The sequence below is a fragment of the Virgibacillus siamensis genome, assembly GCF_900162695.1.
Classification (GTDB): Bacteria; Bacillota; Bacilli; order Bacillales; family Amphibacillaceae; genus Lentibacillus; species Lentibacillus siamensis_A.
Window position 1 is genome coordinate 380,238 of sequence record NZ_FUIH01000006.1, and the last position, 17,608, is coordinate 397,845.

The window sequence follows — 17,608 nt, forward strand, 5'->3', positions numbered from 1 at the left end:
AAAATAGAAAGGAAGTTTTGCCATGACCATTGAAAATATTACGGTTGTGGGGGCTGGTGTAATGGGGCGCGGGATAGCTTATGTCTCCGCCCTTGCCGGTTTTTCCACGACATTGGTGGATATTTCCGGTGAAAAACTGGAGGAAGCGGTTGTCTATGCAGAACGGACAGCTGAAAAAGGGATGAAACTAGGAAAAGTAACTCAGGAACAGGCGGAGGCAATGACATCCAAGCTTCAGACATCGCTTGAACTGGAACGTGCAGCCGCAAGCACGGACCTTGTCATTGAAGCTGTACCGGAAAATCGCAAACTGAAAAAAAGTGTGATGGAAACCGCTTCGCAATATGCGCCGGACCATGCCATTATTGCTTCCAACACATCTACTATCAGCCCAACGGAACTCGCATCATTTACGAACCGGCCGGAACAGTTTACGGTCATGCATTTTTTTAACCCGGTTCACCGGATGAAACTTGTGGAAATCGTTAAGGGACTGGATACAAAAGATGAGACATTTGCTGCCATTCGAATGGTTGCCGAACAGATGGGCAAGGAGACAGTTGAAGTGAATGAGTTTCCGGGTTTTGTGACAAGCCGGATCAGTGCGATGGTCGGAAATGAGGCTTTTCATATGCTGCAGGAGGGAGTGGCATCTGCAGAAGATATCGATAAAGCGATTAAGCTTGGCCTGAACTATCCAATGGGACCACTGGAGCTCGGGGACCTTGTCGGACTCGATACACGGCTCAACAATTTAAAGTATTTGCACGAAACACTTGGTGAGAAGTATCGTCCGGCACCGCTATTGGAGCAATACGTAAAGGCAGGCAGACTCGGACGAAAAACCGGTAAGGGTGTATATGATTATACCGATAAAAGTGAGTTGATTAGGAAATGAAAGAAGTCGTCATTGTCGATGCAGTCCGAACACCGATTGGCCGGTATCGGGGGGCATTAAAACAGGTTCGGCCGGATGATCTTGGTGCGGTAGTAATCAAAGCATTGCTGGACCGGAATCCGGAACTTCCGGCAGCGGAAATTGAAGATGTTGTCCTCGGCAATGCCAATCAGGCGGGCGAAGATAATCGGAACGTCGCCCGTATGGCCGGGCTGCTTGCCGGACTGCCTGTTCAGGTTGGGGGAACAACGATTAATCGTCTGTGCGGATCAAGCCTTGATGCGGTTATGTATGCGGCAAGGGCTGTTGCTGTTGGTGACGGGGATATTTATATTGCCGGCGGGACAGAAAGCATGACACGGGCACCAATGGTCATGGCTAAGCCAGACAAAGCGTTTCCCCGGGGGAATCAGGAATTGTTTGATACAACAATTGGCTGGCGGTTTATTAACCCTGTCCTTGAGAAAATGTACGGGACAGATTCCATGCCGCAAACCGCGGAAAATGTCGCTGAACAATTTGAGATAAGCAGAGAAGAGCAGGACGAATTTGCGTTCAAAAGCCAGATGCGGGCGAAAAAGGCAATGGATACGAACCGGTTCGCTGATGAAATCGTCCCTGTTACATATACAGACCGGAAAACCGGCACGATTACCGTGGATACAGATGAGCATCCACGCCCGGAAACATCTTCGGAAAAGCTGGCGAAACTAAAACCGTTGTTTGAAGACGGTACAATTACGGCCGGCAATGCCTCAGGGATCAACGACGGTGCCGCTGCACTGCTTATTATGAGTGCCGATCGGGCAAAAAAACTGGGGCTGAAGCCGTTAGTCAAATATGTTGCCGGTGCCGCTGCAGGCCTTGAGCCGCGAATCATGGGACTGGGTCCGATTTACGCCAGCCGGAAAGCGATGAAACGATCCGGTTTGGCAATGGAAGATATTGATTTGGTCGAATTAAATGAAGCCTTTGCTTCCCAGTCAATTGAATGCATGCGCCAGCTGGAACTTGATCAGGGAAAGGTGAATGTCAATGGCGGCGCAATCGCATTCGGCCATCCACTTGGTGCAAGCGGTGCACGGATTTTGACAACGCTCATTCATCAAATGAAAAAGGAAGAGGCGGGATATGGTTTAGCTACGATGTGTGTTGGCGTCGGTCAGGGTATTGCAACAATTGTGGAAAATGTGCAGGAATAGCTGTGTAAAGGGGCGGAACATATGTCAACGGTTCTTTTGGAGAAAAAAGACGCTATTGCATGGGTTACCATAAACAGGGAAGAAGTACTTAATTGCCTGGATTATATAACACTTTCAAGACTGCGGGATGTTGTCGAAGAGATTCATCTTGATCCGGATGTTAGGGTTGTTGTTTTTACGGGGGCTGGAAATAAAGCATTTAGTGCCGGCGCTGATTTGAAAGAACGCAAAAATCTGAACGAAACGGATACCCGAAGGAATGTTAATGCCATTCGGGATGTATTCAACCGTATCGCATCACTAACACAGCCGACAATAGCTGCTGTTAATGGGTATGCTTTCGGCGGGGGCTTTGAACTGATGCTCGCCTGTGATTTTTCCATTGCGGCAGAGGACGTAATGATGGGATTGACAGAAACGAACTGGGCAATCATTCCAGGGGCGGGTGGTACACAGCGTCTTCCACGAGTAATCGGGGAGATGAAAGCTAAGGAATTGATTTTTACGTCGAAGAAATTCTCTGCTGCTGAGGCACTGGAGATGGGGCTGATATTAAAGGTAGTGAAACATGAAAAATTGTATGATGCATGTATCCAGCTGGCATCTGACATGATGAAGAATGGTCCGGTCGCCATCAAACAGGCAAAATTCGCAATCTCAAACGGAATGAAAACGGATTTGCAAACCGGACTAGAAATTGAATCGAAGGCTTATGAGTTAACGATACCGACCGAAGACCGGCTTGAGGCACTTACAGCGTTTCATGAAAAACGGAAACCGGAATTTAAAGGAAAGTGAAGAAGGCTAACCGGCGTATCTGTTGCGCCGGTCAATCGGTTGATATTTCGAAATAAAGGCGATATGTTGCGTTGAAGGTTCATAAACTGGTGGTAATGGTTGATAAAGTGTTCATGAAGGTCGATATATGGATAATGAAGGCTGATAAAGTGTTCATGAAGGTCGATATATGGATAATGAAGGTTGATAAACTACAATAAAGATCGATAATTCTTGCCATAGGTTGATAATCCACGAATGTAGATTGATAGAGAGCTAAAATCTAGATTCAATCCAGGCAATGGTTAAACCATAATAACAGACGTGAGGTGGCAAAATGAATCCGATTTGCAAGACACTTGAAATAGCCCACCCGATTATTCAAGGGGGAATGGGAAACATCAGCAATGCAAAACTGGCTGCAGCTGTATCAGAGGCAGGGGGACTTGGTACCATCGGCTGCGGAACAATGAATCCTGAAACAGTCGGAAAAATTATTGAAGAAACAAAAAAACTTACGGACAAACCGTTTGCCGTTAATATTGCGATAAATGTTTCGGATTATACAAATCAGTTAATCCAAATGGTGATTGACCATGATGTACCGATTGTTTCTTTGTCAGCCGGGAATCCAGCCGGCTACATTTCCATTCTTCAGGAAAAAAATATTAAAGTTCTGACGGTTGTTGCTTCCGTGAAGCATGCTAAAAAAGCAGAAGCAGCAGGCGCCGACATCATAGTTGTTGAAGGATTTGAAGCTGCGGGGATTAATTCCAGCCTTGAACTGACAACGTTCACACTGATTCCGCAGGTTAGCAGCAATGTGAATATACCGGTCATTGCAGCCGGGGGTATTGGTGATGGAAGAGGACTGGCTGCGGCATTAACGCTTGGGGCAAGCGGTGTGCAGCTTGGTACATCCCTTATTACGACTAAAGAAGCACCATTTCACGAAAATTATAAGAAGCAGCTTGTTGCATCGGAAGGGACTGGAACGGTATTAATTGGCAGGTCTTATGGCAGGATGCGCCGGATTTTGAATACCTCTTATGCCAAAAGGCTTCAGGAACTTGAGAAAAATGGAATGACCTCGGACGAATATATGCACCTGACATCAGAGGTACAGCATTTGCAAGGGGCATTGGATGGAGATTTGGAAAATGGATTTATGAACGCCGGACAGGTAACCGGACTAATTGAACGTGTGCTGACCGTCAGGGAACTAATCGACGGAATGGTGAGCGGGGCAAAGGAACAATTAAATATTACTTCAGATTTACTGAATTAAGCCGTGCGGTAACTGATTTTCTTAAAATATGGAAATATTTGAAAAAATATTGACGATATTATCACACAATGATAAAATGACGTAGGAATAACGTCATATAAAAATATATTTTGTAAGCGCTTTATTTGGGAGGCAGAAAAGTAATATCGGCACGGAAATACTACTGTAGGAGGATTATGATGGGGATAGTAAAGGATTCATCCATCACGGAAGATTTTGTACTGCTTGACAAAATGTCCGGACATGAACAGGTTGTTTTCTGTAATGATCCCGCAACCGGATTACAGGCAATTATTGCGATACATAATACAACACTTGGTCCAGCATTGGGCGGTTGCCGGATGCGTCCATATAACTCTTTGGAGGAAGCACTTGACGATGTGCTTCGTCTGGCAGAAGGGATGACTTATAAATGTGCGGCTGCAGATGTTGACTTTGGCGGAGGAAAAGCAGTCATTATCGGTGACCCGAAAACAGATAAAACACCGGAACTGTTTCGCAGTTTTGGTCAGTATGTGGAGTCGCTTGGGGGGCGTTTTTATACCGGAACAGACATGGGGACAAATATGGAAGACTTTGTATATGCCCTTAAAGAAACCAACAATATTGTCGGTGTTCCGGAAGTATATGGCGGCGGAGGTGATTCATCCGTTCCGACTGCCAAAGGGGTATTATATGGACTGCAGGCAACAAATCAGGTGCTGTTTGGAAATAACTCCCTTTCCGGTGCAGTCTATGCTATACAAGGTCTTGGGAAAGTCGGATTTAAGGTAGCGGAAGGGCTGCTGGAAGAAGGGGCGGAAATTTATGTGACTGACATCAGTGATGATCATGTTCGCGCCATTATGAAAAAGGCTGAATCTGCCCCCGGTATAGCCAGATATGTTCCAAGTGATGAAATTTATTCCCGGGAGGCTGATATTTTTGTTCCATGCGCATTCGGCGGCGTTATTAATGATCAGACAATAAACGAATTGAAAGTAAAGGCTATTGCCGGATCTGCAAATAATCAGCTGCAGACCGAACAGCACGGGGTGGAACTGGCCAAAAGAGGGATTTTATACGCGCCCGATTACATTATCAACTCAGGCGGGCTGATACAGGTTGCCGATGAATTGTATGGTGCGAATAAGGAACGGGTGCTGATAAAAACGAAAGAGATATACAATACCCTTCTTAACGTATACCATCAGGCAAAAATAGGCGGTCAGTCAACCATCGAAGCAGCAAATCATATTTGCGAAAAAGTTTTGGAAACAAGGGGGAGACGAAATAACTTTTACACCCGGGCAGTTAAACCTAAATGGGATATCCGGAATTAAAAGGGGGCAATACGAATGGTGTCAGATTATCCGATCAAGCGAATCATGGATGATGAAGGAAAACTTGTCGATGAAGCTTACGGGTCCAAGCTGGATTCCGCACTTGTTGAAAAACTGTTTTATCATATGTCCCGGATACGAACGTTCGATCAGAAAGCAATCAGCTTGCAGCGTCAGGGCAGAATTGGAACGTATCCGCCATTTGGCGGGCAGGAAGCAGCACAAGTGGGAAGTGCATTGGCGATGGGGGATGGTGACTGGATTTTTCCGACATACCGTGACCATGGTGCAACACTGACATATGGTGTGGATATGACACGAATGTTTTTATATTGGAATGGCCGCACGGAAGGATGTGTCCCCCCTGCCGGAAAGAATATTTTCCCGCCTGCTGTTCCAATTGCCAGTCAGATTCCACATGCAGTCGGGGCTTCGTGGGCTGAAAAAAGAAAAAAAACGGACCGCGTGGCAATTGCTTATTTTGGGGACGGTGCAACATCGCAAGGTGATTTCCATGAAGGCTTAAATTTTGCAAGTGTATTCCAAACTCCGACGGTATTTTTTAACCAGAATAACGGGTATGCAATTTCAGTCCCATTTGAAAAACAGACAAACTCCAAAACAGTGGCACAAAAGGCCGCCGGATTTGATATGCGAAGTGTTCGGATTGATGGTAATGATTGCTTTGCTGTTTACTTGGAAACAAAAAAAGCAGTCGAGCTTGCCCGCTCCGGAAAGGGCCCAACACTAATCGAAGCTGTCACATGGCGAGTCGGTGCACATACAACCGCAGACGACCCCAGTAAATACAGACCAGCAGATAAAGGTTCGGATATTGCTGATCCACTCTCACGTATTGAACAATATATGAAAACATATGGTATATGGGATGAGAAGAAAGTTTCTGAATTGAAAGCATCACTTAAAAATGAAGTAGATCAGGCAATTGAAGCAATGGAAGCATATCCCCAAGCGAAAGCGGAAGATATGTTTGACCATATATTTGCGGAGCTTCCGAAACAGCTTTTGGAGCAGAAGGAAACTTGTCTTTCATTGGCGGTTAAGAATGATTAATAAGCGTAATTATATAGAATTCCGGCGGCAGATAAAACATAAAGGCTGCTTTAAAACTCGAAAGGAGGAGTAACTGTGGCCATAGACTGGAAACGTGAAATGCAACAACCTGGAGCAGTTAAACCGATGACAATGATTCAGGCAATCAATGACGGGATGAAAACAATGCTGGACCTGGATGAAACTACATTGGTTCTTGGGGAGGACGTAGGTAAAAACGGCGGTGTTTTCCGTGCAACTGATGGGCTTCAGGAACAGTTCGGGGAGGATCGGGTTGTCGACACCCCTCTTGCTGAATCGGGGATTATTGGCACTTCTGTCGGGCTTGCAGTAAATGGATTTAAGCCAATTGCAGAGATTCAGTTTATGGGATTTATTTATCCGGCATATAACCAGATTATGACACATGTCTCCCGAATCCGTATGAAAACGATGGGCCATTATAGTGTTCCAATGGTAATCAGGGCTCCGTATGGTGCGGGTATTCGCGCGCCTGAAGTACATTCCGACAGTATGGAGACGATTTTCACTCATATGCCGGGCCTCAAAGTGGTCTGCCCATCATCACCTGTGCAGGCAAAAGGGCTGCTGATCGCAGCAATAGAAGATCCCGATCCGGTTCTGTTTCTTGAACCGATGCACAATTATCGTGCTTCAAGGGAAGATGTGCCGTCTCGTAAATATAAAACGGAGATTGGAAAAGGACGGAGAGTCAAGGAAGGAAACGATGTCAGTGTTATTGCCTGGGGGGCAATGATACCTGTTGTGGAAAAGGCAGTAAAAAAAGCCGAACAAATAGGGATTACCTGTGATATAATCGATTTACAAACTTTATACCCGCTTGACCGGGATATCATTGCCGAATCCGTTCAAAAAACGGGCAGAGCAGTGATTGTCCATGAAGCACATGCAACAGGAGGATTCGGAGAACATATTATGTCGACCATAAACGATACCTCCTTTTTATATTTGCGTGCACCTATTGAACGGGTTGCAGGTTATGATGTGCCGGTTCCATTCTTTGCACTGGAGGATTATTATCTGCCGAGTGCGGAACGAGTGCTGCAACAGATTGAAAAAGCGTTTCGTTTCTAGGGGGGTGACTATAAATATACGGTTCGCTTTGTTAGCGAATCGATTACTTTTTTTGCACCACGAAGCATTTCCATTCTGGCAGGAAACCTGTCCGATAAAAAATTTGAATTTTTTGAACCTAACATGGAATGGAGGAGTATGTTCATGAAGAAAGTCTTATTTATGGCAGTAATGTTCGTTGGGATCATGATGCTGGCTGCATGTGGCTCCAATGAATCATCAGGTGCAGAAAACGCTGGCGGCAGCAGTGACAATTCCGGTGAAAAAACCTATACAATCGGAGCGACTCAAATCCTTGAGCATCCTTCGCTTGATGCAGCATATAAAGGTTTTAAAAAAGCAATTGATGATGCCGGATTGAACGTGGAATATGATTATCAAAGTGCGCAAAACGATATGAACAATGTAAATACTATCAGCAGTAAATTTGTTGCTGATGGTGTTGATCTTATTTTTGCCAACTCCACCCCAAGTGCACTTGGCGCTCTGCAGGCAACAAAAGATATACCTATTCTTTTCACATCTGTCACAGACCCGGTTGGTGCAGGGTTGGTGGATGCGATGGACAAACCCGGAAAAAATATAACCGGAGTTACGGATTTGCATCCGGATGCAATCAAGAAAACAGTGGAATTTATTGATAAATACTTTGAAGGTGCCTCCGTCGGTTTAATATACAATTCCGGGGAACAAAATTCCGTTTCGCAGATTGAAGCTGTAAAGAAAGCTGCTGAGGGTACAAGTCTCAGTTTTGAGGAGCGTACAGTTGCCAACTCTTCTGAAGTCCAGCAGGCAGCATCAACTGTTGTGAGTGAAGTAGATGTCATCTACATTGTAACGGATAATACGGTTGTTTCCGCCCTTGAAACTGTTGTCGGTGTTGCCAACGAACAGGATATTCCATTAATTGTCGGGGAACCGAATTCCCTTGAAAAAGGCGGGTTTGCAACATATGGGATAGACTATTATGACATCGGATATCGTACCGGTGAAATGGCTGTTCAGATTCTGACAGGTAAAAAGAAACCTTCAGACATTCCGGTTGAATATCCTCCTAAGATCGAATTGTACGTTAATAAGAAAGCTGCAGAGAAGCAAGGTATTGAGTGGAACAGCGATTGGGATGACGCTAAGTTTGTAGAAGAAAAATAGATATTTATCCAGGTTAATGAGGCAGTGCATCAACTGCCTTTTTAATCCAATATTTTTCTATACCACTGATTGCGAGAAGGGGGAAAATATGTTTCTATCATTATTTAACGCGGTCGAATTAGGGGTTATTTATGCAATTATGGCTTTAGGCGTCTACTTGTCCTTCCGCATTCTGGATTTCCCCGATTTGACGGTTGACGGAAGTTTTGTTACAGGGGCAGCAGTCGCTGCCATTTCCATTATGAATGGGGTCAATCCAATCGTCGCAAGTTGTTTAGCTGCATTTGCCGGGTTTCTGGCAGGATGTATTACGGGGTTTCTGCATGCAAAGGGAAATATCAATGCATTGCTTTCAGGTATTTTGATGATGATTGCACTTTACTCTATTAATTTGCGAATCATGGGGCAGCCAACTTTATCCCTCTTAAGTGAAACAACCGTATTTAAGCAGCTTGAGTCTTTTTGGGAATCAACAGGTCTTGATCCGATATTGAACGGTTTGTTTACGTTTTTCGGGGCGAATAATGTTCCGCCGACATGGAGCATTGTTCTTGTCATGATTGTTGTAACAATGGCGATTAAATTTCTGACGGATTATTATTTAAAGACGGAAGTAGGGCTTGCGCTTCGTGCGACAGGGGACAACCAGATTATGATCAGGAGTTTATCGGCGAATACAGATACCCTGATTATTGTCGGCATTGGAATTTCCAATGGACTCGTTGCATTTTCAGGCGGATTGATTGCTCAGCATGGCGGGTTTGCTGATGTTAATATGGGAATTGGAATGATTATAATTGGGCTTGCCTCCGTAATAATCGGGGAAGCGCTGTTTGGCACCAAAACAATAGCACGGGCAACGTTGGCCGTAATTGGCGGGGCCATCATCTACCGAATTGTAGTAGCAATGGCACTGCGGGTTGGATTTTTGGAAACAGGTGATATGAAAATGATTACGGCCCTGCTCGTTATTGTGGCTCTTGTTGCACCAAAATTTATTCAGGCGCGAAAAGAGAAGAAACGCCGCATAGCAAAGCGAGTTAAGCTACGTCAGAACGAAGCAGAGGAGGTGCATAAGGGTGCTTAAAATGAAGGATATTTCCATCACATTCAATGAAGGTACACCAGATGAAAAAAAGGCACTGAAAACTGTAGAACTGGAGATGAAGAAAGGTGAGTTTGTCACAGTAATCGGCAGCAATGGCGCAGGGAAATCGACCTTAATGAATGTAGTGAGCGGCAATTTGATCCCGGATATTGGCGAAGTGAGTATTAACGGCAAGAACGTTGTCCATCTGCCGGAATATAAACGGTCCAGGTATATCGGGCGTGTGTTTCAAGATCCAATGGCCGGCACAGCACCCTCAATGACCATCGAGGAAAATCTAGCAATGGCATATGCACGGAACAAAAAGCGAAAATTAGTGCCCGGAGTTACGAAAAAACGGAAGGAAATGTTCAAAGAAACCCTTTTCAGTCTCAATCTGGGTCTGGAGGATCGCCTAAATGCCCGGGTCGGCTTTTTGTCCGGAGGGGAGAGGCAGGCTCTATCCCTGTTAATGGCGACGTTTACCGAGCCGAATATTTTATTGCTTGATGAGCATACAGCGGCACTCGATCCCTCACGTGCAGAACTGATTACAAATCTGACTGATAATGTAATTAAAAAATTTGATTTGACGACGTTAATGGTAACGCACAATATGCAGCAGGCACTCGATTTGGGCGACCGGCTGATCATGATGGATAAAGGACAGATCATTCTTGATATAGCGGGAGCGGAAAAACAAAAGCTGGTCATCGAGGATCTGTTAAAAGAGTTTCAGCGTATACGCGGAGAACAATTTGAAAGTGACCGTGCTGTCCTTGGTTAGGTCAAGCGCGTATGGATGTTGTTTCAATTGAAACAGCATCCATATTTTTTTGCGGAGAAGCTTCCCTCCAATGCCAATTTAATCCACAAATTTGTTGAATCCATAGACGACCGGATACCTTCCACCGCCATCACATCATGTTCTTCTAAGAATCGTATTAGCGTTCACACGTTCTTTCCCCTTTTCAAATCGGAAAAAAAGGGCTATGATAAACGGTGGATATAAAAATTAACCTTTTTAATCGTATAAGAACAATTCTTGTTGTATAAGCGTAACCAAGGCTTGATGATAAGCCAAGTTTTCTAAAATTTGTTTTTGGAAAAATTGGGGGGAACATGATGAAGAATGCACGTATTATATATAATCCAACATCCGGCCGGGAAGTATTTAAACGAGAACTGGCAACCGTTCTGGAGCGTTTTGAAGTTGCCGGATATGAAACATCTGCACACGCAACGACAAGTGAAGGTGATGCCATTAAAGCTGCGAAAATTGCTGTAGAGCGGCAGTTTGATCTGGTTGTTGCTGTCGGCGGTGATGGTACAATAAATGAAGTCATTAACGGACTTGCGGAGCAGGAATACCGTCCAAAACTCGGGATTATTCCCACAGGTACCACGAATGACTTTGCCAGGGCGTTATCCATTCCCCGCGATATTAAAAAAGCGATTGATATTATATTGGATGGGCAGTCAATGTTTCTTGACATCGGGCGGGTCAATGACCAATATTTCATGAACATAGCTGGCGGCGGAAAGCTGACAGAATTGACATATGAGGTGCCAAGCAAATTAAAGACGATGCTTGGACAGTTGGCATATTATATGAAGGGCATTGAAATGCTTCCTTCTTTGAAACCAACCAGGGCAAAAATTGAATATGATGGTAATGTGATTGATGAGGATATTATGCTTTTTCTTGTTTCCAACACCAATTCTGTTGGGGGATTTGAAAAGCTGGCACCAGATGCCAAAGCAAACGACGGCTACTTTGATCTGATCATAATTAAGAACGCCAATTTGGCTGAATTCGTGCGCATTGCCAGCCTGGCATTACGGGGAGCCCACCTTGAGGATAAACATATTATTTATGCCAAGGCAAAGGAAGTAAATGTGACAACCGATGAAAAAATGCAGTTGAATATAGACGGTGAATTTGGTGGCTTGCTTCCGGGAAAATTCATGAATCTGCAGCAGCATATCGAATTCTTTGTTCCGGACAAATTTGTAGAGAAAGAAAGAGCTGCCGCTGAAATGGAAGAAGGTCCGTTATCCCAATGATGTTCGGGATACGGGCCTTCTTTTTATGTCAAAAACTGGTATCCTTTTTATCCAGATGATCAAGTTTGCTGGAGATTGATTGGAGTATCGTATCCCGCTCTTTTTGTGTCTTGATGAATGTAACAGCAAACCAAATAACGAGTGCAATTATAATTGGAATATGCGAAAGGGACGACGCTTTTGCTCAAATTCAAGCTGTAATTATGATAAGATGTAAATCAAACGTTTGAACGAAAAGGAAGGTACCCATGCCAAAACATACAGCTCCTGTTAAAAAAAATGAAATAATCTCACTCCATTTCGAGGATCTCACCCATGAAGGAAGCGGTGTCGGAAAAATAGACGGTTATCCGTTATTTGTACCGCAGGCATTACCCGGTGAGGAAGGCAGGGTGAAGGTTGTTAAAGCAAATAAAAACTTTGGATTCGGAAAACTTTTGGAACTGACAAAAGAGAGCCCGGAACGTATTGAGCCGGTTTGTGATGACAAGTGCAACGGCTGCGGGCTTCAGCATATGAGTTACAATCTTCAGCTGGAGATGAAACAGAATCAGGTAAAAAATGCGATGAAAAAGATTGCACATCTGGACCATGTCCCGGTTCATCCGATTATTGGCATGGACAAGCCAATGCATTACCGCAACAAAGTGCAAATTCCAGTCGGTGAGAAAAACGGAAAACTTATTACCGGCTTTTATCAGAAACGCAGCCATCATATCATCGAGAACACGGAAACCTGTGTCACCCATAATGAAGTGATCAATGAAGTTGTAAAAGCGGTACGGGATATTTCTAATAGGTACGGGATTAAGCCGTATAACGAAAAAGATCATCGCGGAGTCCTGAGACATATAATGGTCCGCACCGGTGGGAAAACAAAGGATGTCATGGTTGTACTTGTGACACGCACGAATAAGCTGCCGCACAAGGAAGAACTCATCAATGAACTGACTGCCCAATTTCCTCACTTGAAATCGATTGTCCATAATGTGAACAGCAAGCAAACGAACGTTATTTTGGGTGATAAAACAGAGGTAGTATGGGGTGACGCATACATTCACGACAAAATAGGAGATATTACGTTTGCTATTTCTGCAAAATCTTTTTATCAGGTCAACCCATCCCAGACGAAGAAACTGTATAACAAAGCACTGGAATATGCGGCCATCGATCATAACGATCTTGTAATTGATGCCTATTGCGGGATTGGAACGATTTCCTTATTTTTAGCACAAAAAGCGAAGAAAGTATATGGGGTGGAAGTTGTTCCGGAAGCAATCAGCGACGCCAAAAAGAATGCAAAAATGAATGGAATTACGAATGCGGAGTTTTTTGTTGGGGAAGCAGAAAAGGTCATGCCATGGTGGAAGGCACAAGGCTTGAATCCTGATGTTATCGTTGTCGATCCACCGCGTAAAGGCTGTGATGAGGAACTGCTTCAGGCTATGATTGAGATGCAGCCGAAGCGGATCGTTTATGTTTCCTGCAATCCTTCCACATTGGCACGGGACCTGCGTATTCTGGAGGATGGCGGTTTTCAGACACAGGAAGTGCAGCCCGTTGATATGTTCCCGCTGACACCACACATTGAAAGTGTCTGCTGGTTGGAGAGATGACTATATTTCCAAAACAAACTTCTCCAATCAATTTGATAAAACGTGCTAAAACATGATATAAGTGTAAAGGAAACAAGACAACATTGGATTTTTTGTCCCAGATGAGAGGAATTGAATTTGAAATGATAGATAATTTTTGGCGTGATTTACCTCGCCCGTTTTTTGTACTTGCACCAATGGAAGATGTGACACATGTTGTTTTTCGCCATGTGGTGAGTGAAGCAGCCAGACCTGATGTGTTTTTTACAGAGTTTACAAACACAGAAAGTTATTGTCATCCAGAGGGGATTTATAGTGTGCGCGGGCGTTTAACTTTTACAGAAGATGAACAGCCAATGGTGGCCCATATATGGGGGGACAAGCCTGATTACTTTCGGGAAATGAGTATTGGAATGGCGAAACAAGGCTTTCAGGGTGTGGATATCAATATGGGATGCCCTGCCCCCAATGTGGCACCTAAGGGGAAGGGGTGCGGGCTTATCCGCCGACCGGAAGTTGCAGCAGATATTATACAAGCAGCAAAAGCCGGTGGATTGCCTGTGAGTGTGAAGACAAGGCTAGGTTACACGGATGTCGATGAATGGCGCGACTGGCTGACACATTTATTGGAACAAGACATCGTTAATCTTTCAATTCATCTGCGTACGAAAAAGGAAATGAGTAAAGTAGATGCCCATTGGGAATTGATTCCAGAGATTAAGAAACTTCGTGATCATGTGGCCCCGGATACCCTTTTAACAATCAATGGGGATATTCCCGACCGTCAAACCGGATTGGAACTTGCCGACAAATACGGTATTGATGGGGTTATGATTGGACGCGGAGTTTTTAAGAACCCATTTGCCTTTGAAAAGGAGCCGAAAGAACATACCAGTAAGGAATTGCTTGATCTTTTAAGGTTGCAGCTTGAACTCCACGATAAATATTCAAAGGAATTTGAGCCGCGACCATTCAAACCGCTTCGCCGCTTTTTTAAGATATATGTCCGCGGGTTCCGAGGGGCGAGTGAATTAAGAAATCAATTGATGGATGCAGAATCAACAGATGAAGTGCGTGCATTGCTCGATAATTTTGACAGTATAAATGAAAGCAGCTGATATCCAAAAATCAGCTGCTTTTTAATATATATTTATTTATACAAACCATACGTTTCATTTATATCCTGGACAAAAATAATTCCATTTCCCGGCTCATCAATCTCGAGTTTCTGACGGATGGAAGAAACGATTGCATCTGTGCTGTCTCTCTCCGAAATAATCAGCACAATCTCTTTTTCCGGTTCTATTTCCATTGAAAACACTTTGCTTGTTTCATGGATTCCTGATCCGCGGGCATTTATGATTGTACCGCCCTTTGAACCAGCATCAGCAGCTGCATCAATTGCATCTTCCGCATTTCCCTTTTCAACAATCACTGTAATGGCATGATACATCTTGTCATCCGCACCTCCGTTTTCAACCATACGGTCATTTTTAAAACTTCTTGCGCCAAAAATTTGATTTATTGAGGTAGTAAAGGCAATGCCGTGATTTGGCTTGGTGAATTTAAATTTTTCATTCAGTTTTTCAAGCGCCTGGCTGGCTGTTCCTTTACTGGAACCCATTAAGATAACTTCTTTCTTAACATTGGTTAAAGCCAGCATTTCAAGGATCTTATTTTTGACAGTTCCTTTGCCGACAAGCACGGTGCCTCCTGAGATGCCGTGTTTCTTGGCAGTTTGCATAATTTTGCTTCCCAATCCCGTGTTTACGATAATACAAACTAATTCAAGATCCGTCATTTCAGTTTTATTCGACACTTCGCTTCACTCCTCCTTTTTTGGTTTTCATTTTAAAAACAAGTCCTAACAGCTGTAACGCAATTAATGGCGTCATTGCGACCAGTGCAATCATGCCAAAACCATCAACAAGTACATTTGCTCCTTCCGTTGCCTCAGCTGCCCCTTGGACAAATGCCAGAATAAAGGTAGCTGTCATCGGGCCGGATGCAACGCCACCCGAATCAAAAGCAATCCCGACAAACAGTTTTGGAGCAACATAGGATAATGCAATCGCAATCAGATAACCGGGCAGCAGGTAATGCCATAGTTGAAGATCTGGTATCAATACTCTCAGTATCGATAAAAGAACTGCCAGACCAACGCCGATTGACAAGGTACCCAATACAACAGAACGTTTTACATAGCCGCTTGTGACATCTTCAATCTGACTGGTCAGGACATGCACAGCCGGTTCAGCAAGGATGGTAACGACTCCTAAAGCAAAGGCTATAACAATGATATATGCTTTATTGTCCATTGATGCAATATTGTATCCTACCATACTTCCAACGTCCATAAATCCGGCATTTACGCCAACCAGAAAAAGAACGAGGCCGATAAATGTAAACAGCATTCCCATTAAAATTTTTCGTATCGCCTTCTTAGACATTTTAAAGGAAAATTTCTGAAATACAAGGAAAATAATTAAAATCGGCAGCAAAGCAACAATGATTTCAAAAGTGATGACCGGAAACTCATGCAGGAATGGACCGATAATAGAATTGGAGTCCGCAGCCGCCTTTTCCAAACTGCCGGACATTTTATCCGTTTGCATGATGATATTCATAATCATGACAGTTATGATGGCTCCGGTTGAAGCAATGGCAACCAACCCGAAACTGTCTTTTTCAGAAGCTTTGCTGTCCTTTTTCAGAGAGGAAATACCTAAAGCAAGCGCCAGAATGAACGGTACGGTTAAGGCACCAGTGGTAGCCCCCGATGCATCAAAGGAGATTGCCAAAAACTCGGGAGATGTAAATATCGCAAGTACAAAAATAATAAGATATAGAAAGGTTAACAACTTATATAATGGAATGTTATAAACAATCCGGACCAGACCAGTCGCAATCAGTAAGCCAATTCCAACGGATACGACAACGACAAGGCTTATTTTGCTGATGAGTCCTGAAGTTACCATCTCAACTTGTCCGGCAAGAATATGCAGGTCAGGTTCCGCAATCGAGATGAAGAATCCGAGCAGTATTCCCGCTATTATAACAATCCAGATTTTATTGGATTTCGCGATGGCCGAACCAATTGTCTGACCAATAGGCGTAACCCCGATATCGACACCAAATAAAAAGATGGATAGGCCGATAATGATTAAAACTGCGCCGATAATAAAACGAATAAGCAATGTGGGTTCAAGAGGGGCTAACGTGAAACTTAAGATTAGAACCATAATGGTGATTGGAAGAACTGCATATAATACTTCTTTTAACTTGGAAACCAATACATTCACAATGAATTTCATCCTTTCTTGTACTTGTTAATGAAGGGCGGAATAAGGATGTTTGTCCGGTCACAAATTAACATCCACCTTTACGATGTTTTTTTCATGTTTATCGATTCCGATATAATGTAACGTTTCAGAGGACGAATGGTGATTTAAAATTCTGGCGATAATCGATATCGCGATTCCTTTCCGGTATGCGTGATACGCGAATGTTTTTCGCAATGTATGTGTTCCGATTTTGCCTGTCATACCTGCGTCCTTTGCCGCTTGATTTACAATCCGATATGCCTGCTGCCGGGTAATGGGGTTGTTGTTTTTCTTTGATTTAAACAGGTAATCATTTTGATCGGCATTGTTTTTGGAAAGATAGGTTGTTAGTTCCCTGGATACACTGCGGTTGAGATAGAATGCTTTTTCCTGACAGGTATGGAAATCCGGGATAGTTAAAAACTGTTTTGGTTCACCATGAACCCATACATCTTTTACTTTTAAGGAAAGCAAATCACGTATGGTTATTCCAGTGTTGATTCCAAGAACAAAAAACAGTACGTCACGCTGTGAATGCTGCCGCAATAATTCCTTGATTGCTTTAATATCTTCAGGTTTTTTAATCGGTTCGACAAACTCCATTGGCTTTCCTCCAGCATATAATGTTACTTAATTATATTTTAATGTAATTTAAGTAACATTAAAAATGATTTGCTTGTATTTTGAAAAAATTGTTCGCGAGATGTGATTGTTTTGGGGTTAAGTGG

Annotated in this window: 16 protein-coding genes; 13 read left to right on the forward strand and 3 right to left on the reverse strand. The window is 43.6% G+C overall.

All coding sequences use genetic code 11. From position 1 onward, the window contains the following. Positions 1-22: 22 nt before the first annotated feature. The 13 genes from B1K71_RS02855 (at position 23) to B1K71_RS02915 (ending at position 14,675) form a co-directional block, all read left to right on the forward strand. On the forward strand, positions 23-898 hold the full coding sequence (locus B1K71_RS02855) for a 3-hydroxyacyl-CoA dehydrogenase (RefSeq protein WP_077324487.1): 876 nt from the start codon (positions 23-25) through the stop codon (positions 896-898). After that, positions 895-2,100: an acetyl-CoA C-acyltransferase gene (locus B1K71_RS02860; protein WP_077324488.1), complete on the forward strand. Its 1,206-nt coding sequence runs from the start codon at positions 895-897 to the stop codon at positions 2,098-2,100. Before B1K71_RS02855 ends, B1K71_RS02860 begins: the two co-directional genes overlap by 4 nt. A gap of 21 nt (positions 2,101-2,121) precedes the next feature. Continuing rightward, on the forward strand, positions 2,122-2,898 hold the full coding sequence (locus tag B1K71_RS02865) for an enoyl-CoA hydratase-related protein (RefSeq protein ID WP_077324489.1): 777 nt from the start codon (positions 2,122-2,124) through the stop codon (positions 2,896-2,898). Between the two features lie 316 nt (positions 2,899-3,214). After that, positions 3,215-4,165 carry an NAD(P)H-dependent flavin oxidoreductase gene (locus B1K71_RS02870; RefSeq protein ID WP_077324490.1) on the forward strand — a complete coding sequence of 317 codons (951 nt, stop codon included), beginning with the start codon at positions 3,215-3,217 and terminating at the stop codon, positions 4,163-4,165. Between the two features lie 179 nt (positions 4,166-4,344). Further along, positions 4,345-5,487 carry a Leu/Phe/Val dehydrogenase gene (locus tag B1K71_RS02875; protein WP_077324491.1) on the forward strand — a complete coding sequence of 381 codons (1,143 nt, stop codon included), beginning with the start codon at positions 4,345-4,347 and terminating at the stop codon, positions 5,485-5,487. Positions 5,488-5,502: 15 nt separating this feature from the next. Beyond that, positions 5,503-6,561, forward strand: a complete 1,059-nt coding sequence (pdhA, locus tag B1K71_RS02880; protein WP_077324492.1) for a pyruvate dehydrogenase (acetyl-transferring) E1 component subunit alpha — start codon at positions 5,503-5,505, stop codon at positions 6,559-6,561. 99 nt (positions 6,562-6,660) lie between these two features. Then, on the forward strand, positions 6,661-7,656 hold the full coding sequence (locus tag B1K71_RS02885; protein ID WP_077324614.1) for an alpha-ketoacid dehydrogenase subunit beta: 996 nt from the start codon (positions 6,661-6,663) through the stop codon (positions 7,654-7,656). Positions 7,657-7,800: 144 nt separating this feature from the next. Next, positions 7,801-8,808, forward strand: coding sequence for an ABC transporter substrate-binding protein (locus tag B1K71_RS02890; protein ID WP_077324493.1), 1,008 nt, complete (start codon positions 7,801-7,803; stop codon positions 8,806-8,808). A gap of 88 nt (positions 8,809-8,896) precedes the next feature. Further along, positions 8,897-9,895, forward strand: a complete 999-nt coding sequence (locus B1K71_RS02895) for an ABC transporter permease (RefSeq protein WP_077324494.1) — start codon at positions 8,897-8,899, stop codon at positions 9,893-9,895. Next, a complete protein-coding gene (locus B1K71_RS02900) occupies positions 9,888-10,682 on the forward strand; it encodes an ABC transporter ATP-binding protein (RefSeq protein WP_077324495.1) in 795 nt (264 codons plus the stop codon). The genes B1K71_RS02895 and B1K71_RS02900 overlap by 8 nt, the downstream gene beginning before the upstream one ends. A 338-nt stretch (positions 10,683-11,020) precedes the next feature. Beyond that, positions 11,021-11,962, forward strand: coding sequence for a diacylglycerol kinase (locus tag B1K71_RS02905; RefSeq protein WP_077324496.1), 942 nt, complete (start codon positions 11,021-11,023; stop codon positions 11,960-11,962). Positions 11,963-12,210: 248 nt separating this feature from the next. Then, positions 12,211-13,578, forward strand: a complete 1,368-nt coding sequence (gene rlmD / locus B1K71_RS02910; RefSeq protein WP_077324497.1) for a 23S rRNA (uracil(1939)-C(5))-methyltransferase RlmD — start codon at positions 12,211-12,213, stop codon at positions 13,576-13,578. A gap of 122 nt (positions 13,579-13,700) precedes the next feature. Beyond that, complete coding sequence (locus tag B1K71_RS02915; RefSeq protein WP_077324615.1) at positions 13,701-14,675, forward strand: tRNA dihydrouridine synthase; 975 nt, start codon at positions 13,701-13,703, stop codon at positions 14,673-14,675. Positions 14,676-14,707: 32 nt separating this feature from the next. On the opposite strand, the gene B1K71_RS02920 is transcribed toward B1K71_RS02915, so the two are convergent. The 3 genes from B1K71_RS02920 to B1K71_RS02930 are packed head-to-tail and all read right to left on the reverse strand — an operon-like array spanning position 14,708 to position 17,483. Beyond that, positions 14,708-15,376 carry a P-II family nitrogen regulator gene (locus B1K71_RS02920; protein ID WP_139343280.1) on the reverse strand — a complete coding sequence of 223 codons (669 nt, stop codon included), beginning with the start codon at positions 15,374-15,376 and terminating at the stop codon, positions 14,708-14,710. Continuing rightward, complete coding sequence (locus B1K71_RS02925) at positions 15,366-16,859, reverse strand: DUF1538 domain-containing protein (protein WP_077324498.1); 1,494 nt, start codon at positions 16,857-16,859, stop codon at positions 15,366-15,368. The genes B1K71_RS02920 and B1K71_RS02925 overlap by 11 nt, the downstream gene beginning before the upstream one ends. 60 nt (positions 16,860-16,919) lie before the next feature. Then, positions 16,920-17,483, reverse strand: coding sequence for a tyrosine-type recombinase/integrase (locus B1K71_RS02930; protein WP_077324499.1), 564 nt, complete (start codon positions 17,481-17,483; stop codon positions 16,920-16,922). Positions 17,484-17,608: the final 125 nt, after the last annotated feature.

What these genes read in the sequence shown, in the direction of transcription:
- B1K71_RS02855 (WP_077324487.1), top strand. Translation starts at nt 23, where the DNA reads ATGACCATTGAAAATATTACGGTTGTGGGGGCTGGTGTAATGGGGCGC.
- B1K71_RS02860 (WP_077324488.1), top strand. Translation starts at nt 895, where the DNA reads ATGAAAGAAGTCGTCATTGTCGATGCAGTCCGAACACCGATTGGCCGG.
- B1K71_RS02865 (WP_077324489.1), top strand. Translation starts at nt 2,122, where the DNA reads ATGTCAACGGTTCTTTTGGAGAAAAAAGACGCTATTGCATGGGTTACC.
- B1K71_RS02870 (WP_077324490.1), top strand. Translation starts at nt 3,215, where the DNA reads ATGAATCCGATTTGCAAGACACTTGAAATAGCCCACCCGATTATTCAA.
- B1K71_RS02875 (WP_077324491.1), top strand. Translation starts at nt 4,345, where the DNA reads ATGGGGATAGTAAAGGATTCATCCATCACGGAAGATTTTGTACTGCTT.
- pdhA (WP_077324492.1), top strand. Translation starts at nt 5,503, where the DNA reads ATGGTGTCAGATTATCCGATCAAGCGAATCATGGATGATGAAGGAAAA.
- B1K71_RS02885 (WP_077324614.1), top strand. Translation starts at nt 6,661, where the DNA reads ATGCAACAACCTGGAGCAGTTAAACCGATGACAATGATTCAGGCAATC.
- B1K71_RS02890 (WP_077324493.1), top strand. Translation starts at nt 7,801, where the DNA reads ATGAAGAAAGTCTTATTTATGGCAGTAATGTTCGTTGGGATCATGATG.
- B1K71_RS02895 (WP_077324494.1), top strand. Translation starts at nt 8,897, where the DNA reads ATGTTTCTATCATTATTTAACGCGGTCGAATTAGGGGTTATTTATGCA.
- B1K71_RS02905 (WP_077324496.1), top strand. Translation starts at nt 11,021, where the DNA reads ATGAAGAATGCACGTATTATATATAATCCAACATCCGGCCGGGAAGTA.
- rlmD (WP_077324497.1), top strand. Translation starts at nt 12,211, where the DNA reads ATGCCAAAACATACAGCTCCTGTTAAAAAAAATGAAATAATCTCACTC.
- B1K71_RS02915 (WP_077324615.1), top strand. Translation starts at nt 13,701, where the DNA reads ATGATAGATAATTTTTGGCGTGATTTACCTCGCCCGTTTTTTGTACTT.
- B1K71_RS02930 (WP_077324499.1), bottom strand. Translation starts at nt 17,483, where the DNA reads ATGGAGTTTGTCGAACCGATTAAAAAACCTGAAGATATTAAAGCAATC.